General features: G+C 56.1%; 21 protein-coding genes. 16 read left to right on the top strand and 5 right to left on the bottom strand.

Annotated features, from left to right (window positions below; all coding sequences use genetic code 11):
- The 7 genes from nirB (at nucleotide 1) to tmpT (ending at nucleotide 9,417) form a co-directional block, all read left to right on the top strand.
- Entirely contained in the window at nucleotides 1-2,445 is a 2,445-nt protein-coding gene (nirB, locus tag CYQ09_RS08105) for a nitrite reductase large subunit NirB (RefSeq protein WP_106744910.1), read from the top strand.
- Nucleotides 2,442-2,780, top strand: a complete 339-nt coding sequence (locus tag CYQ09_RS08110) for a nitrite reductase (NAD(P)H) small subunit (RefSeq protein ID WP_106744911.1) — start codon at nucleotides 2,442-2,444, stop codon at nucleotides 2,778-2,780. Before nirB ends, CYQ09_RS08110 begins: the two co-directional genes overlap by 4 nt.
- On the top strand, nucleotides 2,777-5,353 hold the full coding sequence (locus tag CYQ09_RS08115) for a nitrate reductase (protein WP_106744912.1): 2,577 nt from the start codon (nucleotides 2,777-2,779) through the stop codon (nucleotides 5,351-5,353). Before CYQ09_RS08110 ends, CYQ09_RS08115 begins: the two co-directional genes overlap by 4 nt.
- On the top strand, nucleotides 5,350-6,303 hold the full coding sequence (locus tag CYQ09_RS08120; RefSeq protein ID WP_106744913.1) for a glycosyl transferase family protein: 954 nt from the start codon (nucleotides 5,350-5,352) through the stop codon (nucleotides 6,301-6,303). The genes CYQ09_RS08115 and CYQ09_RS08120 overlap by 4 nt, the downstream gene beginning before the upstream one ends.
- Complete coding sequence (gene cysG, locus CYQ09_RS08125) at nucleotides 6,300-7,679, top strand: siroheme synthase CysG (protein ID WP_106744914.1); 1,380 nt, start codon at nucleotides 6,300-6,302, stop codon at nucleotides 7,677-7,679. Before CYQ09_RS08120 ends, cysG begins: the two co-directional genes overlap by 4 nt.
- Before the next feature lie 86 nt (nucleotides 7,680-7,765).
- The gene (locus CYQ09_RS08130; RefSeq protein WP_106744915.1) at nucleotides 7,766-8,425 is read left to right on the top strand and encodes a DUF4130 domain-containing protein; all 660 of its coding nucleotides are present in this window, start codon (nucleotides 7,766-7,768) and stop codon (nucleotides 8,423-8,425) included.
- Between the two features lie 353 nt (nucleotides 8,426-8,778).
- The gene (gene tmpT, locus CYQ09_RS08135; RefSeq protein ID WP_106744916.1) at nucleotides 8,779-9,417 is read left to right on the top strand and encodes a thiopurine S-methyltransferase; all 639 of its coding nucleotides are present in this window, start codon (nucleotides 8,779-8,781) and stop codon (nucleotides 9,415-9,417) included.
- Here tmpT and CYQ09_RS08140 read toward each other — a convergent pair.
- Nucleotides 9,414-9,989, bottom strand: coding sequence for a DUF1285 domain-containing protein (locus tag CYQ09_RS08140; protein WP_106745458.1), 576 nt, complete (start codon nucleotides 9,987-9,989; stop codon nucleotides 9,414-9,416). The two genes, tmpT and CYQ09_RS08140, sit on opposite strands and share 4 nt — an antisense overlap.
- Nucleotides 9,990-10,059: 70 nt before the next feature.
- Between CYQ09_RS08140 and CYQ09_RS08145 the strand changes: the two genes are divergently transcribed.
- Genes CYQ09_RS08145 through CYQ09_RS08160 form a run of 4 tightly spaced genes read left to right on the top strand, consistent with a single transcriptional unit; the run spans nucleotide 10,060 to nucleotide 16,799 of the window.
- Nucleotides 10,060-11,064: an AAA family ATPase gene (locus CYQ09_RS08145; RefSeq protein WP_106744917.1), complete on the top strand. Its 1,005-nt coding sequence runs from the start codon at nucleotides 10,060-10,062 to the stop codon at nucleotides 11,062-11,064.
- Entirely contained in the window at nucleotides 11,061-11,930 is an 870-nt protein-coding gene (locus CYQ09_RS08150; protein WP_106744918.1) for a DUF58 domain-containing protein, read from the top strand. Before CYQ09_RS08145 ends, CYQ09_RS08150 begins: the two co-directional genes overlap by 4 nt.
- Nucleotides 11,931-11,982: 52 nt before the next feature.
- The gene (locus CYQ09_RS08155; protein ID WP_106745459.1) at nucleotides 11,983-14,736 is read left to right on the top strand and encodes a DUF4159 domain-containing protein; all 2,754 of its coding nucleotides are present in this window, start codon (nucleotides 11,983-11,985) and stop codon (nucleotides 14,734-14,736) included.
- Nucleotides 14,733-16,799, top strand: coding sequence for a hypothetical protein (locus tag CYQ09_RS08160; RefSeq protein ID WP_106744919.1), 2,067 nt, complete (start codon nucleotides 14,733-14,735; stop codon nucleotides 16,797-16,799). The genes CYQ09_RS08155 and CYQ09_RS08160 overlap by 4 nt, the downstream gene beginning before the upstream one ends.
- On the opposite strand, the gene CYQ09_RS08165 is transcribed toward CYQ09_RS08160, so the two are convergent.
- The gene (locus CYQ09_RS08165; RefSeq protein ID WP_106744920.1) at nucleotides 16,796-17,134 is read right to left on the bottom strand and encodes a hypothetical protein; all 339 of its coding nucleotides are present in this window, start codon (nucleotides 17,132-17,134) and stop codon (nucleotides 16,796-16,798) included. The genes CYQ09_RS08160 and CYQ09_RS08165 overlap by 4 nt on opposite strands.
- Nucleotides 17,131-17,829: a DUF599 domain-containing protein gene (locus tag CYQ09_RS08170; protein ID WP_106744921.1), complete on the bottom strand. Its 699-nt coding sequence runs from the start codon at nucleotides 17,827-17,829 to the stop codon at nucleotides 17,131-17,133. The genes CYQ09_RS08165 and CYQ09_RS08170 overlap by 4 nt, the downstream gene beginning before the upstream one ends.
- Before the next feature lie 82 nt (nucleotides 17,830-17,911).
- Here CYQ09_RS08170 and CYQ09_RS08175 point away from each other — a divergent pair, with 82 nt between their 5' ends.
- The 5 genes from CYQ09_RS08175 (at nucleotide 17,912) to CYQ09_RS08195 (ending at nucleotide 23,235) form a co-directional block, all read left to right on the top strand.
- On the top strand, nucleotides 17,912-19,345 hold the full coding sequence (locus CYQ09_RS08175) for an FAD-linked oxidase C-terminal domain-containing protein (protein ID WP_106744922.1): 1,434 nt from the start codon (nucleotides 17,912-17,914) through the stop codon (nucleotides 19,343-19,345).
- Nucleotides 19,346-19,365: 20 nt separating this feature from the next.
- Nucleotides 19,366-20,445 (top strand): FAD-binding protein, encoded by a 1,080-nt coding sequence (locus CYQ09_RS08180; RefSeq protein WP_106744923.1) that lies wholly within the window; start codon nucleotides 19,366-19,368, stop codon nucleotides 20,443-20,445.
- Complete coding sequence (gene glcF / locus CYQ09_RS08185; protein WP_106744924.1) at nucleotides 20,445-21,761, top strand: glycolate oxidase subunit GlcF; 1,317 nt, start codon at nucleotides 20,445-20,447, stop codon at nucleotides 21,759-21,761. Before CYQ09_RS08180 ends, glcF begins: the two co-directional genes overlap by 1 nt.
- Before the next feature lie 54 nt (nucleotides 21,762-21,815).
- Complete coding sequence (locus CYQ09_RS08190; protein WP_106744925.1) at nucleotides 21,816-22,625, top strand: trypsin-like serine peptidase; 810 nt, start codon at nucleotides 21,816-21,818, stop codon at nucleotides 22,623-22,625.
- A 142-nt stretch (nucleotides 22,626-22,767) separates the two neighbouring features.
- Nucleotides 22,768-23,235: an Hsp20 family protein gene (locus CYQ09_RS08195; protein WP_106356244.1), complete on the top strand. Its 468-nt coding sequence runs from the start codon at nucleotides 22,768-22,770 to the stop codon at nucleotides 23,233-23,235.
- 35 nt (nucleotides 23,236-23,270) lie between these two features.
- Here CYQ09_RS08195 and CYQ09_RS08200 read toward each other — a convergent pair whose 3' ends face one another.
- Nucleotides 23,271-23,750, bottom strand: coding sequence for a pyridoxamine 5'-phosphate oxidase family protein (locus tag CYQ09_RS08200; RefSeq protein ID WP_106744926.1), 480 nt, complete (start codon nucleotides 23,748-23,750; stop codon nucleotides 23,271-23,273).
- Between the two features lie 81 nt (nucleotides 23,751-23,831).
- A complete protein-coding gene (gene polA / locus CYQ09_RS08205; RefSeq protein WP_106745460.1) occupies nucleotides 23,832-26,648 on the bottom strand; it encodes a DNA polymerase I in 2,817 nt (938 codons plus the stop codon).
- Between the last annotated feature and the right edge of the window lie 17 nt (nucleotides 26,649-26,665).

Here is a 26,665-nt window from a genome sequence, read left to right on the forward strand (position 1 = left end):
ATGACTCAGAAATTAATCATAATCGGGGCTGGCATGGCTACTGGCCGCGCGCTGGAACAACTAATCGAGGCTGACCCGAACGCCTATGACGTGACCCTGTTCAACGCAGAACCACGCGGTAACTATAACCGGATTATGTTGTCCCCTGTCCTATCGGGCGAAAAGACATACGAAGAAATCGTCACCCATTCCGCCGAATGGTACGAAGAGAACGGCGTCACCTGCCGCTTTGGCGAACGCGTCGCGAGTGTCGACCGCGCGCGCAAGGTTGTGATAGCAGAGAACGGCGATGAGCTACCCTATGACAAGCTGATGTTCGGCACAGGTTCGAACCCATTCATCATCCCAATGCCCGGTCACGATCTGGAAGGCGTCATTGCTTACCGTGATCTTGAAGACACCGAATTGATGATGTCGATGAACGAAACCAACAAGGTCGTCGTCATCGGTGGTGGTTTGCTTGGGCTAGAGGCCGCAGCGGGCATGGCCGCGCGTGGCGTCGATGTGACCGTGGTGCACATCATGGGCCACCTGATGGAACGTCAGCTGGACGAAGCCGCAGGTTACCTACTGCGCAAGGCGCTCGTGGACAAAGGCATCACTGTCCGTTGTCAGGCGAACTCCAAACAAATCCTTGGTGAAAACGGCAAAGTACGTGCGCTGCAATTGGACGATGGCACTGAACTGCCATGCGATCTGTTGGTAATGGCAGTCGGAATCCGTCCAAATGTGAAGCTCGCCCAAGATATCGGCTTGGCTGTCGGCAAAGGCATCCACGTGGACGACCAAATGCTGACGTCTGACGCTGATATTCTTGCGGTTGGTGAATGTGTCGAACATGACGGTGCCATTTTTGGTCTGGTTGCCCCGCTTTATGACCAAGCTAAAGTTGCGGCTAAAACGCTACTTGATAAACCCGCGACGTTCGTTCAGCGCGAGATTTCGACCAAGCTGAAAGTAACAGGCTGTGATCTGTTCAGCGCTGGTGACTTTGCCGAAGGCGAAGACCGCGAAGACATTGTGTTCCGTGACCCTGCACGTGGCGTTTACCGCCGCCTTGTACTGCAATCGAACAAAGTGATCGGTGCGGTCATGTACGGCGACACCGCCGACAGCAACTGGTTCTTTGGACTAATCAAAGAAGCAACGGATGTGTCCGACATGCGCGATACGCTGATCTTTGGACCAGCCTATCAGGGGGGAACCCCCATGGACCCGTTAGCAGCCGTTGCAGCCTTACCAGATGACGCGGAAATCTGTGGGTGTAACGGCATTTCCAAAGGTCAAATCATCGCTGCAATCAACGGCGGTGCCGATACACTTGACGCGGTAAAGGCAACATCCAAAGCGGGATCATCGTGCGGGTCATGTGTTGGCTTAGTCACCCAGGTGTTGGGCGTGACATTGGGCGACGAATTCAAGATGCCCGAGAAAGAGACGATATGTAAGTGCTCTGACCTATCCCACGACGACGTGCGCAAGCTGATCATCGCCAAAGAATTGAAATCCATCCCGCATGTTATGCAGGACCTGGACTGGAAATCCCCCGGCGGCTGTCACGTTTGCCGTCCCGCGCTGAACTATTATCTGGTCTGCGCATGGCCCGGCGAAGAAGTCGATGACGGCAAATCACGTTTCATCAACGAACGCGTCCACGCCAACATCCAAAAAGACGGCACCTACTCTGTTGTGCCTCGGATGCTTGGCGGGATTACAACACCTAAAGAATTGCGCGCCATCGCCGACGTTGCCGATAAATTCAAGGTCCCAACAGTGAAGGTCACTGGCGGCCAGCGCATTGACCTTCTGGGCGTCAAAAAAGAAGACCTGCCAGCAATTTGGTATGATTTGGGCGAGGCAGGCATGATGTCCGGCCAAGCCTATGCCAAAGGTCTGCGCACAGTGAAAACATGTGTCGGGAGTGACCACTGCCGCTTTGGCACCCAAGATTCCACGGGCCTCGGTATCAAGATCGAATCCGAGATGTGGGGTGCTTGGTCGCCGCATAAGTTCAAACTTGCCGTGTCAGGCTGCCCACGCAACTGCGCCGAAAGCACCTGTAAGGATTTGGGGATTATCTGCGTCGATAGTGGTTACCAAATTCTTGTCGGTGGTGCTGCCGGTTTGGACCTTTTAGAAGCAGAACTGTTGGTCACCGTCGCGACCGAAGAAGAAGCAATCGAAGTATCATCCGCCTTCTATCAGCTGTACCGTGAAGGTGCACAGTACTTGCACCGCCCATATAAATGGATCGCGAAAGTTGGTCTTGATTGGGTGAAAGAACAAGTCGCAGACGACCTAGAAAATCGTGCGGCGCTTGCGGAACGGTTCCGCTATTCGCAGAAATTCTACCAAGTTGACCCATGGGCAGAACGCGCGCGCAAAGGTGTGGATTCACACGAATTTACCCCGCTCGCTGACTTTACAAAGGTAGCTGCAGAATGACTGATTTCATCGACATCGGAAGCGTAACTGACATTCCCGTCCAAGGCGCACGTATCGTTCGTACAGCGCATGGCGACATCGCAGTATTTCACACAGCATCCGGCCACTTCTACGCGGTGGACGAATACCTTGAAGGAAAAGCAGGCCCACTATCAAACGGTATCCAGCACGGCGAAAAGGTCACTGACCCAATGCGCAACTGGGTGTTCGATCTGGCAACAGGCGAAGCCCAAGGCGCGGACGAAGGCTGTGTTGGCACCTATGAGATGAAGGTCGAAGGTGGGCGACTGCTGTTATCAAGCGCTGCGATTGCCGGACGGGTGGCCGCAGAATGACATGCGTAAAAACAACCTGCCCCTATTGTGGGGTGGGCTGTGGCGTGCTTGCGCAGCCCGACGGCACAATCAAGGGTGACCCTGATCACCCCGCCAACTTTGGCAGGCTGTGTTCCAAAGGGTCGGCGCTCGGCGAGACCATCGATCTCGATGGTCGTCTTCTCGCACCGCAGATCCTTGGCCGTGAAGCGGGTTGGAACGATGCACTCGATCTGGTCGCGACAAAGTTCAGCGCAGCAATCCGCGATTATGGTCCAGACAGCGTTGCCTTTTATGTGTCAGGGCAGTTGCTGACCGAAGATTATTATGTCGCCAACAAGCTGATGAAGGGCTACATCGGGTCGGCCAATATCGACACGAATTCCCGCCTTTGCATGGCATCCTCTGTTGCCGGACATAAACGCGCTTTTGGCACTGACACGGTTCCCGGTACTTACGAAGACCTAGAAGAAGCGGACCTGATCGTTCTTGTTGGTTCCAACCTCGCGTGGTGCCATCCGGTCCTGTATCAACGCATTGCAGCAGCAAAGGCCGCACGCCCGGAAATGCGCGTCGTCAACATCGACCCACGCATTACTGCAACAAGCGATTTGGCCGACCTTCATCTGCAGATCAAAGGCGACGGTGACGTTGCCTTGTTCAACGGGTTACTTAGCCATCTGGCTAATAGTGGGAAGCTTAATAGCGATTACATCAATGCCCACGTCAACGGCTTTGATCTTGCGCTAGAAAGCGCAACTGCGGACGATCCTGCCGCAAGCGGGTTAACCCCCGATGAAATCACCCAGTTTTACGCGATGTGGGCTGGTACAGAAAAGACAGTCACGATCTACTCGCAAGGCGTTAATCAGTCGATGTCGGGGACAGATAAGGTCAACGCGATCATCAACTGCCACCTTGCCACGGGGCGCATCGGCAAACCCGGCATGGGCCCGTTTTCCGTCACCGGACAACCCAACGCGATGGGCGGCCGTGAGGTAGGCGGACTGGCCAATATGCTCGCCAATCACCTTGATATTGAAAACGCCGACCACCGCGATGCCATTCAGGCCGCGTGGAACAGCCCGACCATCTGCACCAAGCCGGGGTTAAAAGCGGTCGACCTGTTCAAGGCCTGCGCCGATGGCACGATCAAGGCGCTGTGGATCATTTCTACGAACCCCGCTGTTAGCCTTCCTGATGCAGATGGCGTGGCAGAGGCGATCAGCAACGTGCCGTTCACGGTTGTCACCGACATCATGGCGCGGACGGATACCGGCGACTTGGCTGATGTATTGCTGCCCGCCACTGGTTGGGGCGAAAAGAACGGAACCGTCACGAACTCTGAACGCCGCATTTCACGCCAACGCGCCTTTCTACCTACCCCCGGTGCGGCGCGCCCCGATTGGAAAATCATCTGTGACGTGGCCGAGCGTATGGGCTTTGAAGGGTTCGGCTATGAAACCGCTGGCGATATCTTCGCTGAATATGCAGCCACAACAGCGCTAAGCCAACAATTTGGCAAAGACCTTGATCTAACAGCGCTAACTGATGCGGACTATGACAGCCTTGCGCCAACCCAATGGCCCGTTGGCAAGCAAACCCGGTTCTTTGCAGATGGTGCGTTTTATCACCCGGACGGCAAGGCACGCATGATTGCGGCTACCGCGCCAGAACTCAGCACTGGTAAATTTCGCCTAAACACTGGCCGCAATCGCGACCAGTGGCATACGATGACCCGTACTGGCAAATCGCAGCGGCTTGGCGCGCATTTGGCAGAGCCTTATGTCGAAATCCATCCCGATGATGCTGATGCAATTGGCGTTGATACTGCAGAACTGATCACGCTTTATGGTCCAAAGGGCAAAGGTATCTTTCGCGCACTGATCAGCGATAAGGTCACGCCCGGAAACCTATTCGCGCCACTGCATTGGACACGCCAACTGTCTGCCGCGGGTATCGTCAATAGCGCGGTCGAAACTGGCGTTGACCCTATCTCGGGCCAACCCGCCACGAAAAGCGCACAAGTTGATGCCAGCAAATGCGCCGTTGCTTGGTACGGTTTTGCGGTCAGCGCAGCACAAATGCAGCCCAGCCGCCCCTACCATGCCATCGCCAAGACAAGCACAGGTTGGCAGGCAGAATTTGCGGGTATGAAAGCCCCCAGCGACTGGGAGCATGAGGCGCGCAATATTACTGGAACAAAGGCAGGTAGCGCGGCCATTATGCATGACGCCACAACTGGCGATGTCCGCGTTGCAATCATCGAAGATGATCAAATCAGCGCCCTGTTCTTTGCGAGCACCACCCCCGTTGTTGTCGCCCGTCAGCATGCGGCAACGCTGATTGGATCAGGGGTTGCAAGCCTTGCGGCGCTTGCCGGTCGAACAGCAGCAGACATGCCAGACCCCGGTGCCACCGTTTGCGCCTGCTTCAATGTCGGCGTAAACACATTGCGAGACGCGATTGGCCAAGGTGCCATGAGCGTCGCCGCATTGGGCGAAGCAACTTGCGCTGGCACCAACTGCGGGTCCTGCAAACCCGAATTGGCGGCCCTGATCGCGCAATTCCAAATCCCGGTGGCCGCTGAATGACCCTCACTCCCTTCGTCCAAACAGTAGCTCGCGGCGCTGGCCGCGCCCGCCCTCTGACACAGGACGAAGCGGCGAATGCCATGCAAGTCATCTTGGACGGCAAGGCAGAGCCAGAGGCATTAGGTGCCTTTTTGATGGTCCTGCGTTTCCGGGGGGAAATACCTGAAGAAATCGCAGGTTTCACACAAGCCCTACGCGCCAAATCACCGGCGCCAATGTCCGCCGATTTGGACTGGCCGTCTTATGCAGCGGGCCGCACACGCGGTGCGCCCCTATTCTTGCTGTCGGCGAAATTGGTTGCGCAGGCAGGCTACCGCGTGGTCATGCACGGCTGGAACTCTCATCAAAGCACAGGCGCGTCTGTGCGCGATGCGCTTGGTGTGCTTGACATCCCGTTTGATGCCAGCGACGCGCCAATCACCTATCTGCCCGTTGAAACCCACGCGCCAGAGGCATTCGATGTCTTGCGGCTTCGCGATACCTTTGGCCTGCGGTCTTGCATCAACACCGTGCTGCGCATGTGGAACCCGACCAGCGCCCGCGCAACGGTTCAGGGCGTGTTCCACCCGTCTTATCGCGGGCTGCAGGCGCAGGCCGCTGCGCTATTGGATCAATCTGACCTTACGGTGATCAAAGGCGGCGGCGGTGAATTTGAACGCAACCCTGCCAAGGGCATCCAAATCTTTGGCCTGCGCAATGGTGAACATCACCAGACCGAAGCCTTTGCGCTTCGCGACGACACGCGCCGCATGAACGAACCCGAAGCCCAAGTGGACGCCACCCAAATCTGGGCAGGCACGCAAACCGATGCCTTTGCCGAAGCCACAGTTATCGGCACGACAGGGATCGCCCTGTGGACCTTGGGTGCCGCTGACACAGTTGAACAAGCCGACGCGATGGCCGCCGCCCTATGGGCAGAGCGGCATAGCCAGCAAAGGATATCTGCATGAAAACCTTTCCAATGTTCCTAACCATGGCAGGTCGCCGTGTCGTGATTGCAGGCGGTGGCGAACAGGCCGCACAAAAATGCCGATTGATCCTGAAGACAGAAGCACAGATCACCATCCTCGCACCGTCGCTAGACCCTGAACTGGCGGACCTGCATACCGCCGGAAAGATCGCATGGGATGACACGCCCATCACGGCACAACATTTTACAGACACCGCGCTGGTTTTTATCGCAACCGGCTGCCCCGGCATCGACTCGGCGCTTCATGCGTTGGCCAAGGACGCAGGCGCGACCGTGAACGTCGTGGACCGCCCAGACCTATGCGACGCCATCACTCCGTCTATTGTAGACCGTTCGCCCGTTGTTGTCGCGATCGGCACCGAAGGCACAGCACCCGTGCTGGCCCGGCAAATCAAAACGCGTATGGAAGAACTGCTCGAGCCTCGACTTGGTGATCTGGCTGCGGTCGTTGGTCGATTGCGTGACAGTGCCGCAATGCGGCTTCAGCCGCGTCAACGCCGCGACCTGTGGCGCTGGGTGTTTAACGGCCCTGCCCGCGATGCACACAAACGCGGCGCAGAACGCGAAGCAGCGCAACTGATCAAAGACGCAATCGCAACAGCCGAATTTGGGCAAGCTGGTCCCGCACCAGTGGCCCTTGTGGGGGCGGGTCCGGGCTCAAAAGACCTGATCACATTGCGTGGTGTCCAACGCCTGCAAGAGGCCGACATCATCTTTTATGACCGGCTGATTGACCCCGAAATCCTAGACCTCGCACGCCGCGACGCGGAACGCGTTTATGTCGGTAAGGCCCCCGGTGCCCACAGCTGGCCACAAGATAAAATCAGCGGATTGCTGGTTGCAGCGGCGCGCCAAGGTCAACGGGTTGTACGCCTGAAATGTGGCGACCCCGGCGTATTCGCACGCGGCGCAGAAGAAGCAGACGCCCTGACCGCCGCAGGCATCCCGTTCGAAATCGTGCCCGGCGTCACAGCGGCAAGTGCGGCATCCGCAGCCATGGGCGGCTTCCTCACTGAACGCGGCCAATGCGACACATTGGTGCTGACCACAGGCCGCGGTGAACATATCGACGACACCCCCGATTGGGCTGGGTTATTGACGCAAGGACGGCGCGTCGCGGTTTACATGGGCGTCGGCACTGCAGACCGGATCGAAGCCGCGCTCGCGACAGCGGGCCTCGCCCATATTGTTGAGGTCGACATCGTCGCCAATGCACAGATGCCGTCGCAAAAGATCGCGCAATGCAAGGCCGCTGATTTGACGCAAACAATCAACGATCATGGCATCACCAACCCAGCGATCCTGTTCCTCAGCCACAGGAAAACGGCCCCAGTTCAGCTCGCGCACACAGGTTAACTAAAGCAAATTGCAAAGCTTTACTTGCCCTTGCCGAAATTGGAACATAACATGAACGCATAACGACCACAGCGCTGAGTCCTTTGATGTTCACTGTCCCCCTTCCCCGCATCGGAACCGACGTTGTATGGCGTGATGCCGCAAAACGACTGATCAGCGCTGGCGTCCCACCAAAAGAGGTGCTTTGGGATTTCGCAGGAACGCTCACGCCGCTGCTCGACAATGCGACCCCGCTTCCCGAGGCTAAGCGTCGGGTGCAGGCCCCGCAAAGCTTCTTGACACTGGCGCAGACGGTTGTCTGGCATCGGGATGACGACAGGTTCACGCGACTTTACGCGGTGCTTTGGCGGTTGCGGAATGAAACTGGATTGATGAATGACGGCGGCGACCCAGACCTGATCGCGTTGCGGCAATTAGACGACGATGTTCTACGCGCCCAAGCACGTATGCGCAAATCCCTTAGCTTTCGGGACTTACGGCAAGGCGGCGCGCGCCACAGCTTTGCTGCGTGGTATGCGCCGACGCATCACGTGGTCGAACCAATTGCCCCCTACTTCGCGCAACGACTGCCCGATCTAGACTGGATGATCGCCACCCCCGACGTGACTGCCCAATTCATCAACGGCAACCTAAGCTTCCACCCCGGCCAACCCAAACCCGACTGGCCCAGCAGCAAAACGCGGATCGACCAGTATTTGGGAGATTTGTTTAATCCATCGGGCGAAATACAAGCGCCCGGCGCTTGACCCGAGCAAACAGATTTCACGCGATGCCCCCACGAACGCCAGCTGGAGATACATGATTTGACGGGTTCTTTCGCATCGAAATGGGTGACGTTTATATAATCACTCATAAATCAACAGTATCGTTTACGCATGGCCCTTCAAAAAACGGACAAACGTATGGGGGTAAAGCCTTCCTAGGGTTAAGTGGCCCGGACTGCTGCCATACCTAATTTCTTTTGCAGCATGTGAACCAGCTAGACGGCTCCATCGCGTGTTCTTGCGTAAAACGTCAATGTTTAGCTACGTATTCACATGCCGTGTGTTTTGCATCTACAATCATTGATACGTGGTAACCCTGCTGGAAAGGTCCGCCTATGGAACATGAATTTTGGCACTCGCGATGGGAACGTAATAAAATCGCGTTTCACGAAGGGACTGAAAATGCGCTCATCGCCGCGCATTTTCCAAAGCTGCAACTCGTGACGAATAGTCGGATCTTTGTCCCACTATGTGGCAAAACCCGAGACATCGCATGGTTGCTTTCTCAGGGACATCGCGTTGTCGGGGCAGAGCTTAGCGCGCTTGCAATCACCCAACTGTTTGAGGAACTAAACGTTACCCCACAGATAGTGGATCGCGCTGATCACAAACTCTACCGCGCACCACAGTTAGACATTTTCGTAGGCGATATTTTTACCCTATCCCAAGAAATATTGGGCGAAATTGACGCAGTTATCGACCGTGCCGCTTTTGTTGCATTACCAGACCAAATGCGGGGACATTATGCATCGCATCTTGCGGAGCTGTCGTCCACTTCTCCGCAACTACTTGTGACCTTCGAATATGATCAGTCCGCCACGAATGGGCCGCCATTTTCGATCTCAACCGACGAAGTGTTCGCACGGTACGAAAAAACCTACATGATTGAACGACTACAAACTGCCCCCGTCAGCGGTGGCTTGCGCAAAGCGACACCCGCAACGGAAACGATCTGGCATTTGGCGCCGCGTTAATCCAAATCGCTGGCCGGAACGATGGGAAAGAATACACCGCCCGACCTTACCCCAAACCATTGTTCACCGGCATGGGTGTCATGTTCGCCAATCTCAACCAGCCGATAAAATGATTTGCGGTCAATCAAGGCCTCAAGGTTTGCGCGGATGTGTACGTAGGGACTTGGTTCGCCGGTCTTTGGATCACGCTCAACGCGTATCGGGTGATCCTTGCCGGCTATTGCACTGTCACCAACATTCGTTTCAAACACAAGACTATCGTCAACATGATTAAAATCGACAGCGACAAATGGGGCATCGTCAACCGTAATCCCGACCTTTTCAACCGGAGTAACCAGTACGTAATCGTCACCGTCTTTGCGTAGAATCGTCGAAAACAAGCGTACCAGCTCAGGTCGACCAATGGGCGTGCCCATATAAAACCAGGTGCCGTCACGTGCGATCCGCATGTCGATATGCCCGCAATGCGGCGGATTCCACATGTGAACCGGAGGTAATCCGCCTTTTTGGGCCGCGCGCGCGCTCTGTGCGATGCTTTCTGCCGACGGGGTCACAATCTTTTGTGTGCTCATTGATTTTGCCATTGGGGTTCGGTCAATTATCTGTTGGTATAGACCTATATAGTTCAACCGGAGGAAAGTCATGGCAGATCACGCCGATCTTGTCGCCCAAATCGAAAACTTGGGTGCAAAGTTGCAAGACGCACGCGGCAGCATCGCTGCCCGGTTCATTGGCCAGCCCCGTGTTGTTGATCTAACTTTGACCTCGCTAATTTGCGGTGGACATGCCGTGCTGATCGGTTTGCCGGGACTAGGGAAAACGCGTCTGGTCGACACGTTGTCCACAGTGATGGGTCTGAATGGCAACCGTATTCAGTTTACGCCTGACCTTATGCCCGCGGATATTCTTGGGTCCGAGGTTTTAGAAACGGCAGAAGGCGGCGCACGCAACTTTCGCTTTATCGAAGGGCCGATTTTCTGCCAGCTGTTGATGGCCGACGAAATCAACCGTGCCTCGCCCCGGACACAATCCGCGCTATTGCAGGCGATGCAGGAAAAAGAAGTCACCATCGCGGGAGAACACCGCCCGCTGGGGGCACCATTTCATGTACTCGCCACCCAAAACCCGATTGAACAAGAAGGCACCTACCCTCTGCCCGAGGCTCAGCTTGACCGCTTCCTTGTGCAAATCGACGTGCCTTATCCAGATCGCCAGACCGAGCGCGACATTCTGATCGCAACGACCGGCGTGGCCGAAGCAGATGCAACGCCAGTGTTCACAGCCCAAGAGCTGCTAGATGCCCAAGCCCTACTGCGCCGTATGCCTGTAGGCGACAATATCGTCGAAATAATCCTTGATCTGGTCCGCGCCTGTCGCCCTGATGCGGATGCACCAGATATTATCCGCCAGAATGTCAGCTGGGGCCCAGGCCCGCGTGCCGCGCAGGCGCTGATGCTGACCGTACGTGCCCAAGCGTTGCTTGATGGGCGGCTTGCCCCATCTGCCGAAGATGTCCGTGCCATGGCTGTTCCCGTTCTGGAACACCGCATGGCGTTATCCTTTGCTGCGCGCGCGCGTGGCGAAAGCATTGCCGATATTATCAATACCGTTGCGAGCCAAGTGACCGAGGTCGCAACCGCCGCATGACTGCACCGCTGAACCTCCGCGCCGACGCCGAAAGCTTGGCCGCGTCGCTGCCCGCACTTTTGGCCGAGGCAGAACATCTGGCTACCACCGTTCTGCTGGGTGACCACGGACGGCGGCGCGCAGGTGTGGGGGATACATTTTGGCAATATCGACCTGCGCAACCGACTGATGCAGCACGTAGTATCGACTGGCGACGGTCTGCCCGATCCGACACTAATTTCGTTCAGGACAAAGAATGGCAGATTGCGCAATCGATCTTGCTATGGGTCAATCAAGCGGCATCAATGGGCTTTCAATCCGGCGATCTTCCAACCAAGGGCAACCGCGCCCGCATGCTTGGGCTGGCAACCGCAATCTTGCTTATCCGTGGCGGCGAACGGGTCGGTCTAACTGGGTTACGCCTGCCACCGCGTCGCGGTGAAGCCCAGATCATGCAAATGGCGCAAATCCTTTCAGAAGACAGTGACCATGATTACGGCGCGCCAGAAACCCAAGGCATGCTACCGCATTCGCGCGCACTGTTTATCAGCGACTTTCTAGGGGACATCGCACCCGTAGAAGAAGCCCTGCTTCGCGCAGCCGACCGTGGCGTGCGCGGCGCGCTATTACAGGTCCTTGATCCGCAAGAAGAAGACTTCCCCTTTGACGGGCGCACCATCTTCACCTCAATGACTGGTGCGTTGGAACATGAAACGCACAAAGCTGGTGATCTAAAACAGCGTTACCTCGACCGATTGGCTGAGCGTAAAGATAGGTTGACGCATTTGGCCCGGACCACAGGTTGGCAATTCCAGACCCATCACACGGGACAACCAGCAACCACTGCACTGCTTTGGCTGTATGGCGCATTGGAACGGCGAACATGATACACTCTCCTGCCCCTCGCTTTGTTCAAAATACTCAAAAGGACGACCTATGATGTGGACGCTAGGCCCGATAGGTTTCACCGCGCCTTGGCTTCTTGTTGCTTTGGCGGCGCTACCCATCCTATGGGTACTGCTGCGCGCCGTACCACCTGCGCCAATCCGGCGGCGTTTCCCCGGCGTGGCGTTGCTCCTTGGGCTTGCGGACGAGGATAGCCAGTCGGACCGCACGCCTTGGTGGTTGCTTTTGCTCCGGCTGTTGGCTGTAGCTGCCGTGATTATCGGTTTTGCCGGACCAGTACTGAACCCGCAGGCCGCACGCGAAGGTCAAGGCGATTTAGTCATTGCATTGGACGGCACATGGGCCGGAGCAGCCAATTGGCAGGCCCGCATGGACCGTGTGAACGCCCTACTGACCGAGGCCGCGCTTGCCGATCGTCGCGTCGCCGTTGTTGCCTTGACTGACCTTCCGAGTGACACGCTCCCATTTACTGCCCCAAACGAATGGCAAAACCGTTTGCCAAACCTGCAACCAAAGCCTTGGCAACCGCAGGACACCGCAAATTATTTCAACACGCAACAAGGCAGCTATGAAACCTATTGGCTGTCTGACGGCGTTGATTTTGAAGGGCGTGACGCGCTGCTTGAAGCCCTTGAAGCCAAAGGTCCCGTAACCGTTTTCCAAACGCCCCAACTGACAGTAGGAGTACGCCCCGCGCGGTTCGAAGATGGCCAAGTCATCGTATCAGCAACCCGCACGCCTATCGGTGCCGCCTATGAAACACAAATCACTGCAGTCGGGCTTGATCCTGCTGGTGTCGAACGGCAACTTGCCACCGTTCCGTTGGCATTTGAAGCGGGTGACGCGGATGCCGAAACAGCCATGGTTCTCCCGCCCGAGCTCCGCAACCGGATCACACGGTTTGAGGTCACTGGAAACCGATCTGCCGGTGCAGTCAGCCTGACGGATGATGCGCTGAAACGTCGCGAGGTAGCTTTGATCGCAGGAAGCGATAGCCGCGAAGGTTTGGAATTGCTTTCCCCACTCTATTACCTGCGCGAGGCGTTAGAACCGACTGCCGACCTTATTGATGGTACTCTGTCAGATGTCTTGCTCGCCAATCCAGACGTGATCGTGCTGGCAGATGTTGCAACGCTAAGTGAAACTGAAACAGACGCTGTCCACGATTGGGTCGAAAACGGTGGTATGTTGCTGCGGTTTGCTGGGCCGCGACTGGCGGCGAGTGATCTTGGTCGCAACCAAGAAGACCCACTTTTGCCCGTTCGCTTACGCAGTGGTGGCCGCACTGTCGGCGGCGCAATGAGCTGGGGTGAACCCAAGACACTGGCCCCGTTTGAAAACGACAGCCCTTTCTTTGGCCTTTCGATCCCCGAAGACGTCAACGTCACCAGCCAAGTCATGGCGCAGCCCGATCCCACGCTAGCAGATCGCGTCATCGCGCAACTGGCAGATGGTACGCCGCTGGTCACCCGTAAAATCACAGGCGAAGGACAGGTCGTGTTGGTTCACGTCACCGCAAACGCAGAATGGTCCTCGCTTCCGCTTTCAGGGCTTTTTGTACAAATGCTTGAACGATTGGCGGTCTCGACCCGCCCCGCGACACCCGACGCCACAGAACTTGCTGGCACGACATGGTTGCCGAACAAGGTTCTGGACGCATACGGCAGGCTCGAAGATGGCAGCGCCCTACCAGGTGTCGCAGGCGAGACTCTTGCTACCGCAGCCCCCGGTCCGTTGCTTCAACCCGGCCTGTACGCGGGTGACGACCGCCAGCTTGCTGTCAACGTGATCAGCCCCGAGACCGTCTTATCCGTTGCAAACTGGCCTGCCCGCATCGCGGTAGAAGGTATGACCACACTGCATGAGACCGCATTAAAGGGTTGGCTGCTTAGCGCCGCAATCTTGCTGTTATTATTTGATGTCATCGTATCGCTTGCTGTTGGCGGGCGTCTGCGCGGCCCAAGAGCCGACGTTGCTGCATTGCTCGCGCTGATGATGTTTAGTGCCCCCGATGCCCAAGCACAGACCGATGACGCCTTCGCGCTTCAGGCCACGTCGCAAGTCGTGCTGGGCCATGTGATAACCGGCAACGCCCAAGCTGACGAAATCGCCGAAGCGGGCCTATTGGGGCTATCGCAAACCCTATTCCGTCGCACCTCGATCGAGCCGTCAGCACCTATCGGTGTCGACTTAGAGACCGATGAGCTCGCGTTCTTTCCGTTTCTTTATTGGCCGATTACCGCAGATCAACCGCTGCCGTCACATGATGCATACGCCAAGTTAAACCGCTATCTGCGTTCAGGTGGCATGATCATGTTTGATACGCGTGACGCTGACACCGCGCGATTTGGATCGGGATCACCCGAAGGTCGCAAGCTGCAAGCTATCGCTCGATCACTTGATATTCCCGCGCTTGAGCCTGTCCCGTCAGACCATGTGCTGACGCGTACCTTCTATCTTTTGCAGGATTTCCCCGGCCGTTACGCAAGCCGCGACGTATGGGTCGAAGCCGCCCCCATTGGTGCGACCCAAGTCGAAGGCATGCCATTCCGCAATCTGAATGATGGCGTTACCCCAGTCATCATCGGCGGCAACAATTGGGCCGCTGCTTGGGCCGTAAACCCGAATGGTTCCCCCATGCTACCCGTCGGGCGCGGTATGGCAGGTGAACGCCAGCGCGAAATCGCACTGCGCTTTGGCGTGAATGTCATCATGCACGTGCTCACTGGGAACTATAAATCAGACCAAGTCCATGTGCCGGACCTGCTGGATAGGTTGGGACAATGACCGAGACTTTGATTTTTGATCCGCTGATCCCATTGCCAATGCTTCTTGGCGTGGCGGCAGTGGTTGTGCTCGCCTTTGCATTTGCGCTTTGGCGCCGCCTGCCCGGCAGTTGGCTGCGCGGAGCGGCGGGCCTTGCCTTGCTGGCCGCAATCGCGGGCCCTTCTTTGCAACAAGAAGACCGTGCGCCACTGTCGGACATTGTCCTGCTTGTTGTCGACGAAAGCGCCAGCCAGAAAATTGCTGACCGGGCCGACCAGAACGCAACCGCGATTGCGAATGTCGAGGCAGAGCTCGCCCGGCATCCGAACACCGAACTGCGGATCGTGCGTTTAGCCGATGGAGAGGGCGACAGCGGCACCGCCCTTATGACCGCAACGTCCGAGGCGCTGTCAGAGGAACCACAAGGCCGGATCGCTGGTGTAATTCTACTTAGTGACGGGCGGCTTCATGACATTGAACGCGCACCGCGCCTGCCCGCCCCGATGCATTTGATGCTAACCGGCCAACCCGACGATTGGGATCGACGGCTTGTTGTGTCGCACGCCCCCGCCTTTGCCATTCTGGGCGAACAAGTCACGTTGACCCTGCGAGTAGACGACCAAGGGGCTGCTCCGACAACTGATGCGGTTGTGCTATCAATTGCAGTGGATGGAGACACGCCGATCAGCCTGCCAATCCCCATTGGCCAAGACATCGAGATCCCAATTGAACTGCCCCATGGTGGCATGAACGTCCTACAGTTTTCGATCCCAGAGGCAGATGGCGAACTCACTGCGCGTAACAACACTGCCGTCGTACAAATCAACGGTGTACGTGATCGTTTGCGTGTTTTGCTTGTGTCAGGTGAACCGCATGCAGGCGAACGGACTTGGCGGAACCTGTTGAAGTCTGACCAAACCGTCGACCTCGTTCACTTTACCATTCTGCGCCCACCCGAAAAGCAAGACGGCGTTCCCGTCAATGAACTATCTCTGATCGCGTTTCCGACGCGTGAATTGTTCTTGGACAAAATCCACGACTTTGACTTGATCATCTTTGACCGCTATCGCCGCCGCGGGATTTTGCCCGCCAGCTATTTCGACAACATCCGTCAGTATGTTGAACAAGGCGGCGCAGTGCTGGTATCATCTGGGCCTGAATACGGCGCAGCAGAAAGCATCTATCGGTCTCCGCTCGGACAAATCCTGCCCGGTGCACCGACCGCACGGGTCTTTGAAGAAGGGTTCGTGCCCCAGATCACCGACATCGGACAGCGCCATCCAGTGACCGAAGGGCTAGAAGAATTCTCACCCAATCTTGACGGTGAAGGCCCCGGTTGGGGGCGTTGGTTCCGCTTGGTTGACGTTCTTGTCCCAACAGAGGCCACGACGGTCATGTCTGGCTTAGACGACCGGCCGCTGCTGACACTGAACCGCATCGGAGAAGGGCGCGTTTCGCTGATTGCCTCGGATCATAGCTGGCTATGGGATCGCGGTTTCGAAGGTGGCGGTCCGCAACTGGAACTGCTGCGTCGCCTTGCCCACTGGATGATGAAAGAACCCGAACTTGAGGAAGAGGCGCTTTGGGCTGAACCAAGCGGTCAGACAATGCGCATCATTCGCCGCACACTGAGCGAGGAAACTGGTGACGTGACGGTTACCCATCCCGATGGGACTGAAACGGTCCTCACTCTCAAAGAAGTATCACCCGGACGGTATGAAACGCTATGGAACGGTCCTGAGATCGGGCTGTACCGTTTGGATGACGGAATAGAGACATCCGTCATCGCGCTTGGCCCCGCTGCCCCCCGCGAGTTTGAACAAACCATCGCGACTGGCGAAACCTTGGCGCCTCTTGTCGAAGCTACAGGTGGTGGCATCATGCCGGTATCGGACGGCGACATCAGCATACGTACGGTCCGCACAGGTCGCCCGGCAAATGGGCGCGGCTGGATCGGGATCACACCGCGCGGCGCATACCAAACGGCAGACATCAGGATCACGCCAATACTGCCGGCATGGGCATGGCTGCTACTAGCATCGGTGCTGATTATAGGTGCATGGCTGCGCGAGGGGCGGCGTTAGTCGCTAAGCAAAACTTCGAACAATTCATCCGACCAACCATCAACGTTGCAGCGCGTGCGGATGAATATCGATGTCGCGCCTTCGGGAGTGACGATCCCGGCTTGTGATCGCGTGAAGGGTTGTTCGTTTTCGTGCGGATGGAACAGTTCACGAAACCCTAATCGGTTGCCATCGGCATCAAGAACTTCCCAACCATCCGCATAATGGTCCCAGCCCGTATCGGGATGCAGCACGGTTACATCAACCCTATCGCCAGTTACGATGACATTCTGCACTTGGGGTGCATCCGCCAAAGCGGTCGTCGCAGCAAAAACGGGGATCAGCACATATTTCATATCTTTTCGTTTAGCAGAATACTGCGCGGGATCGATGCAAATTCTCGTGTCCAGACAATCCAGACGGCAACGACAGTCGCGATGATCAACGCAACCGAGCCCAGCAACCACGCTAGCGCGGCAAGCGAGAAATACATCGCGCGCAGCCCACGGTTAAAGTTTACTGCCGCACGAATATTCAATTCGGCTGCCTGTGCCGCGCGTGGAAATGCGACCGGGTCTTTGGGGTCGTTTGGCACCGCAGCCATGACCACAGCACAATAACCAAACACGCGGTTCGCCCAGACAAATTTCAAAAACGCGTTCGCAAGGAACAACACGACAAGGCCCAACTTTAGCTGCCAAACAACGACAGGAACCGGCATATCCGTGACCTCAAGCGCCACACCGCTTAGGGGATCAGTATTCCCGATCAACGCAAGAACGCCACCCATCGCCAACAGGCAGGTGGAGGCAAAAAACGATGTGCTTTGCCGCAGGCTGCTTAGGATTTGGCTATCGAATAGGCGTGGCGTGCGTTCGACGAACACTTTCATCCACGTGCGCCTGTGTTCCGACATAAGCACGGTCACGGATGGGCGTTTGCCGCCAGACTTATCGATCAACAGCCCAATAGCGTACCAAGCAAGCACAATAAGCGCCGCAGCGCACCAATCCCAAAGGGTCAAAAGGCTCAGGTGTTCAATCAGTGTCATATTTCAATATGTAGCCAGTCGGCTTACCACTTGCTATACGAAAAAATTGGTAATATATTTTTACCAATGATGGAGGTCACCTATGGAAATGCCAGCACCAAACGCCAGCGTCCTGTCCCGAAAAGACCAGATAGTCAGCCGCTTACGGGCCGTTTTACCCGATAATGCAGTGATTTCCGACGAGGCCGAGACCCGTGCGTATGAATGTGACGCCCTGACCGCTTACCGCTGTCCGCCACTTTGTGCAGTGCTGCCATCCAACACCCAAGAAGTCGCAGCAGTCTTGAAAATCTGTCACGAGATGGGCGTGCCTGTGGTCCCGCGCGGGTCGGGCACATCGCTTGCAGGTGGCGCGCTACCCACTGCCGATTCAGTGATCCTTGGCGTGGCCAAGATGAGCGCCGTCATCGAAACCAACTACCCTGATCGCTATATCAAGGTCCAAACAGGCCGCACCAACCTGTCGGTCACCGGCGCGGTCGAAACTGACGGCTTTTTCTACGCGCCCGACCCGTCAAGCCAGCTCGCCTGTGCTATTGCGGGCAACATCGCGATGAATTCTGGCGGTGCGCATTGTTTGAAATACGGGGTGACCACCAACAACCTGCTGGGGGTCACGATGGTCATGATGGACGGCACCATTGTCGAAATCGGTGGCGCACATCTGGATGCAGGCGGGTTGGACCTGCTGGGGGTGATCTGCGGCTCTGAAGGCCAGCTTGGCGTCGTGACCGAAGCAACCGTGCGTATCCTGCCCAAACCCGAAGGCGCGCGCCCGGTTCTGATGGGATACGACAGCAACGAAGTCGCGGGTCAGGTCGTTACTGACATTATCAAGGCTGGCGTTCTGCCCGTCGCCATCGAATTCATGGACCGTCCTTGTATCGAAGCCACAGAAGCGTTCGCCAAGGCAGGCTATCCCATGTGCGAAGCATTGCTGATCGTTGAGGTCGAAGGATCAGACGCGGAAATCGACGCGCAGCTGGCCCTGATCATGGAGATCGCCGCCAAACATAACCCGGTCGAACTGCGCGAAGCAAAGTCCGCTGATGAAGCCGCCCGCATTTGGCTTGGCCGCAAGTCCGCGTTCGGCGCGATGGGACAGATCAACGACTACATGTGTTTGGACGGCACCATCCCCGTGTCACAACTGCCCTATGTGCTGCGCCGCATTGGCGAGATGTCCGCTGAATACGGGCTGGGTGTCGGCAACGTTTTTCACGCAGGTGACGGAAACATGCACCCGCTGATCCTGTTTGACGCCAACAAGCCCGGCGACCTAGAACTCTGCGAGGCCTTTGGTGCCGATATCCTCAAACTATGTGTCGAGGTCGGCGGCTGCCTGACGGGCGAACATGGCGTGGGTATCGAAAAGCGTGACTTGATGACGGTGCAATATGATCCCCCCGATCTAGAGGCACAAATGGCGATCAAAGACGTGTTTGACCCGGCATGGCTGCTGAATGCCGCCAAAGTCTTTCCGCTTGCCAGTTCCGAAGCCCGGCGCGCTGCCTAACAATTTCAAGAGACCTAAAAATGAAGCCCAACAGCGAACAAGACCTCGCCCAATTGATCACGGGCGCCGATGGCCCGCTGCGTATCCAAGGCGGCGGCACCCGCAGCTATGGTCATGCCACAGGCGATGTTCTGGATATGAGTGCTATGTCCGGCATCACCCTATACGAACCCGGTGCGCTTACGATTGTCGCAAAGGCCGGAACGCCACTATCTGAAATCAACGCAGCACTGTCCGCCGAAAACCAGCGTCTTGCGTTTGAACCGATGGATCACCGTGCACTGCTTGGCACGACTGGAGAACCTACAATCGGTGGTGGTGTCGCTGCAAATGTATCAGGCCCGCGCCGTATCTCGGTTGGGGCCTGTCGTGATTTCCTGCTTGGCGTGCGCTTTGTTGATGGGGCTGGGAACATCATCAAAAACGGTGGCCGTGTGATGAAGAATGTCACGGGCTATGATTTGGTTAAGCTATTGGCAGGATCCTATGGCACGTTGGGTGTACTGACCGAAGTATCGTTCAAAGTCTTGCCCGACCTGGCCAGACAAACGACGCTGGTGCTGACTGGGTTGGATGATGCGCAGGCTGTGCATGCCATGTCTGCAGCACTTTCATCCCCGTATGAAGTAACAGGTGCGGCGCACGATCCGGCAGCTGACAAAACCCGGTTCAGGCTCGAAGGGTTCGTTGATTCCGTTGCCTATCGCGCCAAAGAGCTTGTACATGTGCTTGCACCGTTCGGAATCCCATCGGAGGAAGAAACAGACTGGGCGGCAATTCGTGATGTAAGCGTCTTTGCAGACCAACCCGGAAACGTCTGGCGGATCAGTGTGAAACCATCAGATGCACCTGCGCTTGTCGCCCGGATGGGCGCAAAGGCGGTTCAGTACGACTGGGGCGGCGGACTGATTTGGGCGTTGACCGACGACGGTGACCTGCGCGCGAAGTTGGGCGATTTCAAAGGTCACGCGACTTTGATCCGTGGCGACGTCGATACCCCAACATTCCAGCCTGAAGCGGCACCACTCGCAGCGATCAGCGCGGGACTACGCAAGAAATTTGACCCACGCAACATTTTGAACCGGGGGTTAATGGCCTAATGCAGACCCATTTCACACCAGAACAGCTAACCGATCCCGGTACTGCGCGCGCGAATGAAATCCTTCGGGCCTGTGTGCACTGCGGTTTTTGCACGGCCACCTGTCCAACCTATCAAGTGCTTGGCGATGAATTAGATAGCCCCCGTGGTCGGATTTATCTGATCAAGGATATGCTTGAGAATAATCGCAAGCCGGATGAGAAAACGGTCACACACATCGACCGCTGTTTGTCTTGCCTTGCCTGCATGACGACCTGTCCGTCGGGCGTGCACTACATGCATCTTGTCGATCATGCCCGCGCCTATATCGAAGAACACTACGACCGTCCTTGGTCGGATCGTGCGCTACGCTGGGTGTTGGCACGGGTGCTTCCCTACCCTAACCGGTTCCGGCTCGCTTTACTTGGCGCGAAAATCACACGTCCGTTCGTGCGGTTCTTGCCAGATCAACGCCTACGCGCAATGATCGCAATGGCACCCAAAGTGATCCCACCAGTCAGCCGCAATGATGACCCGCAGACCTTCCCGGCACAGGGCAAAAAGATGCGTGTCGCACTGATGACAGGCTGTGCGCAAAAGGCGCTGAACACCGACATCAATGACGCAACCATTCGATTGCTAACGCGGTTGGGCGCAGAGGTAGTTGTTGCAGAAGGTGCAGGCTGTTGTGGTGCCTTGACCCACCACATGGGCAAAGAAAACGAAAGCCATGCAGCGGCGGCAAAAAACATTCGGGCATGGGTGCGCGAAATGGACAATGGGCTTGATGCGATTGTCATCAATACATCGGGCTGCGGGACCACCGTCAAAGATTATGGACATATGTTTCGTAACGACCCACTGGCCGATGATGCCGCCCGCGTCAGTGCCATCGCGATGGATGTTTCCGAAGTATTGATGAAGCTCGATCTGCCGATGGGTACCAACAAAGAAACCAAGGTCGCCTATCACGCGGCCTGTTCATTGCAGCATGGCCAGCAGATCAAAACTTATCCGAAAGAACTGCTGAAAAAGGCAGGATACACGGTCCTCGAACCTGCCGACAGCCATCTGTGCTGCGGATCAGCGGGAACATACAACCTCATGCAGCCTGAAATATCAGGCCAGCTCAAGACGCGTAAAGTCGACACGCTAGAGGCGCTTTTGCCTGATATTATCGCGGCTGGGAACATCGGGTGCATGATGCAAATTGGTAGCGCAACTGATGTGCCCATCGTTCATACTGTTGAGCTTCTTGATTGGGCGACCGGGGGGCCCAAACCACCGGCAATGGACAGCGCCGGAAAATCTGACGTCAAAGTCCCCATCCTGCGCTGATGCCATATTCCTGCCGTAACTGTCGGCGAAGCTGGCCCAAAGAATAGGGACGACATGCGGCGACTTTTGACTTTTGCGGTTTGTTTGCTGGTATCTGCATTGCCAGTGCAGGCCGACGAAACCGAACTGGTAACACTGCAAACACGGCAAGATAGCCAAGGCTGGGAGGCCGTTGGCAGATTGGACATTGCAGGCAAAGGATTTTGCACCGCCGCTCTCATCCGCGAAAGCCTGATCCTGACCGCGGCACATTGTTTGTATGACGCTGACGGATCAACGATCGCCAGCGAACGATTCCAGTTTCGGGCAGGTTTGCGTGATGGTCGTGCTTCGGCGACACGCGCAATCAATCGCGCGATCCCGCACCCTAATTACCACAGCAATGGCGACGCCTTTGTTCCATCAGAGGTGGCGATGGATATCGCTGTCCTTGAACTCGATCGTCCGATCCAAAATACGCGTATCCGCCCCTACCTCATCGCGACACGCCCGCTGACGGGCGATGAGATCGGCGTCGTGTCGTACGGGCGCGGACGTGAAGACGCACCCAGCCTGCAAGAAGTCTGTAGCGTTCTTGGGCGGCAAACAGGCGTGATTGTCATGACCTGTGACGTTGATTTCGGGTCAAGCGGTTCGCCCGTGTTCACTATGCGCAATGGCGAAACCCGGATCGCGTCGGTCGTATCTGCAATGGCGCAAATTGATGGCCAAAAGGTTTCACTAGGTACATCACTTGACGGGCCGCTATCGGAACTGATGGCGCATTTTTCTACAATCGGCCCTGCACGGCCCGGCGGAACGCAGCGCCTGATCTCAATCGGTGAACGCAATAACACTGGCGCGAAATTCGTCAGCGTTAACTAGCGTCCTTAGCGGGGACTTGAAACCGCGAAACATCCACCCCAAATCAAATAGACCAAGGCGCCAATGATGGGCCTTGGAATATACCGCCTGTCCCGCTGGGAAGGCATCACAATTGTTATCGCTTGATAAAGGATGACCTAAAATGCGTAGTTTTGACTTAGCCCCCCTGTACCGAGCCACCGTTGGCTTTGACCAAATTGCCGATCTGATGGATCGCGCTCTTGCCAGTGACGTCGGCCAGAACAGTTACCCCCCTTACAACATTGAAAAGACTGCTGATGACGGCTGGCGTATTTCCATCGCTGTTGCCGGATTCTCAGACGACGACCTTGCCATCGAAGTTAAGGATCGTTCGCTTCATGTGACCGCTCGCAAAGCCGAGGATGAAACCGAACGCAAATACCTGCATCGCGGCATCGCGACCCGCGCGTTTGAACGCCGGTTCCATCTTGCCGACCACGTGCGCGTGACCGGTGCCAGCCATGAAAACGGTATGCTTCACATTGACCTGGTCCGCGAAGTTCCAGAGGCGCTAAAGCCCCGCCGTGTTGCGATCACCGCAGCTGGTAAAAAAGATGCCAACCTTGTTGATGCAAAATCCGTGAACTGATGTGATATGGGGGGCTAAGCGCCCCCCATATACGTTTAGAATGTGATCGTTCCCTGCCAGCCTGCATCCGGTTTATCGCCAGTGATCGCCGCTTTGGCCATTTCATAGAAAAGACGAACTGAACTTTCTTCGACGAGCGATACTTCAGCCTGCGTCGGCGTGAAGCAAAGCAACCGCACATCTGCATCCTGCTTACCCTCTTCGAACCATGCCGAGGCCATTACGCTCCAGACCTCGTCCAGCACTTCCCGATCATGTGATAATTCGAGCGTACCAGCAATGTCGGCATAGATCGCAGCAGAACGATCTGCGACGATCAAGTTGCTTGCAACCGGGCCCGTCTGGGTCGCATTTGCAAAGCTCGTTCCAGCTGCCGTGATGAACCAAATTTTTCCGTCATTTGCATCGTCACGTACTTGTGGCGACATCGGTGTAAACGACCCTGAGCCAATGTTCAGCATGCCATCGTTCACGTCTTCGATCCGGTCCCAAAATTCGTCGCGTGGATTATCCATATTGGTTCTCCTAAACTCGTGGCGGCACGTCATGCGCCGCCGTTCAGAGATTCAACAGATAACTAGGCGCTTCGTTCCATACTAATGTGCTTCGGCCCAGTTTGCGCCCTGCCCTGCGTCCACCGACAATTTCACATCAAGCTTCACAGCCGGCTCGCTTGCGTTTTCCATGATATCGCGGGCGGTGTCGATCAGTGCATCGGTACTGGCTTCATCCACTTCAAAGATCAGTTCGTCGTGCACCTGCAACAGCATCTTTGCTGGCAGGTCGGCAATGGCTTGTGGCATACGGATCATTGCGCGTCGGATCACGTCTGCGGCTGTCCCTTGAATTGGCGCATTGATCGCGGCACGCTTAGCAAAGCCTGCATGCGGGCCTTTTGCATTGATTTCAGGCGTATTGATTTTACGCCCGAACAGCGTTTGGACATAGTTGTGATCTTTGGCGAATGCGACGGTGTCATCCATATATTTGCGAATACCTGGAAAACGTTCAAAATAGCGGTCGATAAACCCCTGCGCTTCGCTGCGTGGAATGCGCAGGTTACGGGCAAGACCAAAGCCCGAAATCCCATAGATCACTCCAAAGTTAATCGCTTTGGCCTGACGCCGGATGTCGGGTGTCATTTCATCCAACGGTACATCAAACATTTCAGAAGCAGTCATTGCGTGAATATCAATGCCGTCGCTGAACGCCTGCTTTAGTGCATCAATACCAGCGACATGGGCCAGAATACGCAACTCAATCTGACTATAGTCGAGACTGACCAACACCTTGCCCGGCTCAGCGACGAATGCCTCGCGGATACGCCGGCCTTCTTCTGAACGGACAGGAATGTTTTGCAGGTTAGGGTCTTTCGATGCCAGACGCCCCGTATTCGCACCCGTAATCAAATAGGATGTGTGCACGCGGCCCGTATCAGGGTTGATGTGTTCTTGCAGCGCATCTGTATAGGTCGACTTCAATTTTGATAGCTGCCGCCAATCCAGCAAGCGACGCGGAAGGTCATGAATCGTCGCCAAATCTTCAAGCACGTCAGCGCCCGTGGAATACGCGCCAGTCTTTCCCTTAGATGGTTTTTTGCCGTCAGGCATTTCCAGACCCATTTCGTCGAACATGATCTCACCCAATTGTTTGGGTGATCCGACGTTGAACTTGCGTCCGGCCATTTCATAAATGTCGTGCTCTAGCCCGGCCATCTTTTGCGCAAAGGCGTTGGACATCCGCGACAGCGTATCGCGATCAACTTTGACGCCATGCATTTCCATTTGCGCCAGCACAGGCACCAACGGGCGTTCAAGCGTTTCATAGACGGTGGTGACGCGTTTTGCGTGCAGCTGTGGTTTAAACTGCTGCCAGAGGCGCAGCGTAATGTCGGCATCTTCCGCCGCGTATTTCACGGCATCAGCAACCGGCACGCGGTCAAATGTGATCGCAGATTTACCCGTACCCAACAGCGGCTTAATCGGAATCGGCGTGTGTCCCAGATACCGATCAGAAAGCACATCCATGCCGTGATTATGAACACCTGCGTTCATCGCGTAGGACATCAGCATCGTGTCATCAATCGGGGCAACAGCGATACCAAGACGCGCGAAAATCTTGGAATCGTATTTCATGTTCTGGCCGATCTTGATGATCGACACATCCTCTAGAACAGGTTTCAACAACGCCAGACAGCGTTCAAAATCCATCTGCCCTTCGGCAACATCGTCAGAGCCGAACAGATCGTCTGATGCAGTGGCCTTGTGCGCCAATGGAATATAGCAGGCCTGACCCGGCTCAACGCATAGTGAGATACCAACCAGATCAACGACCATTTCGTTCAGACCAGTGGTTTCAGTATCAACAGCGACATAACCACGTTCGCGGATGCGATCGATCCAGACCTGCAAAGCGGCCTCGTCTGATACGCATTCGTAATTATCTGCGTCAAACGGGACCGCCTCTGGCGCTGCAACTTCGGCAGTTTGGGGCGCTGCGGCTTCGATCACCGGAGCCTCTGCCCCAAGCTTATCTGCGACACGTTTAACGATAGTACGGAATTCCATCTGCGCAAGAAACCCTAGCAGCGTTTCCGGATCAGGGTCGCGTACTTCGAGGCTGTCCAAATCGAACGGCAATTCCATATCACAATCAAGCTGAACCAATTTCTTAGACAATTCGATCTGCGCACGGTTATCGATCAGCGTTTGGCGGCGTTTGGGCTGCTTAATCTCGGTTGCGCGGTCCAATAGGCTTTCCAGATCGCCATATTCGTTGATCAGCAACGCAGCAGTCTTGATCCCAATTCCCGGCGCGCCCGGCACGTTATCAACAGAATCACCAGCAAGCGCCTGCACATCGACCACGCGTTCAGGACCAACCCCAAATTTCTCGCGCACACCATCGTTATCGATGCGCTTGTTCTTCATCGGGTCCAGCATCTCGACCCCGCCGCCGACCAATTGCATCAGATCTTTGTCAGATGAAACGATTGTCACACGCCCACCCGCATCGCGGGCCTGATGCGCGAGGGTCGCAATGATATCGTCGGCCTCAAATCCTTCGATCTCTTCGCAGGCGATATTAAACGCACGCGTTGCGTCACGGGTCAGCGGCATCTGCGGGCGCAGATCCTCTGGCATGGCCTCGCGATTGGCCTTGTATTGGTCATACAAGTCATTGCGAAACGTGTGGCTACCTTTATCAAAAATAACGGCAACATGAGTCGCGGCATCAGCGCCTGTGTTGCCTTCGATATAGCGCTGCAACATGTTCACAAAACCGCTGACAGCACCAACAGGTAATCCATCTGATTTACGCGTCAGCGGCGGTAGCGCGTGATACGCTCGGAAGATAAACGCCGATCCGTCGATCAGGTGTAAGTGACACCCTTTTCCAAATTGCTGCGCCATGTCATTCATTCCCTATT

Origin of the sequence: Yoonia maritima, from assembly GCF_002933395.1 — a bacterium.
Lineage (GTDB): Bacteria > Pseudomonadota > Alphaproteobacteria > Rhodobacterales > Rhodobacteraceae > Yoonia > Yoonia maritima_A.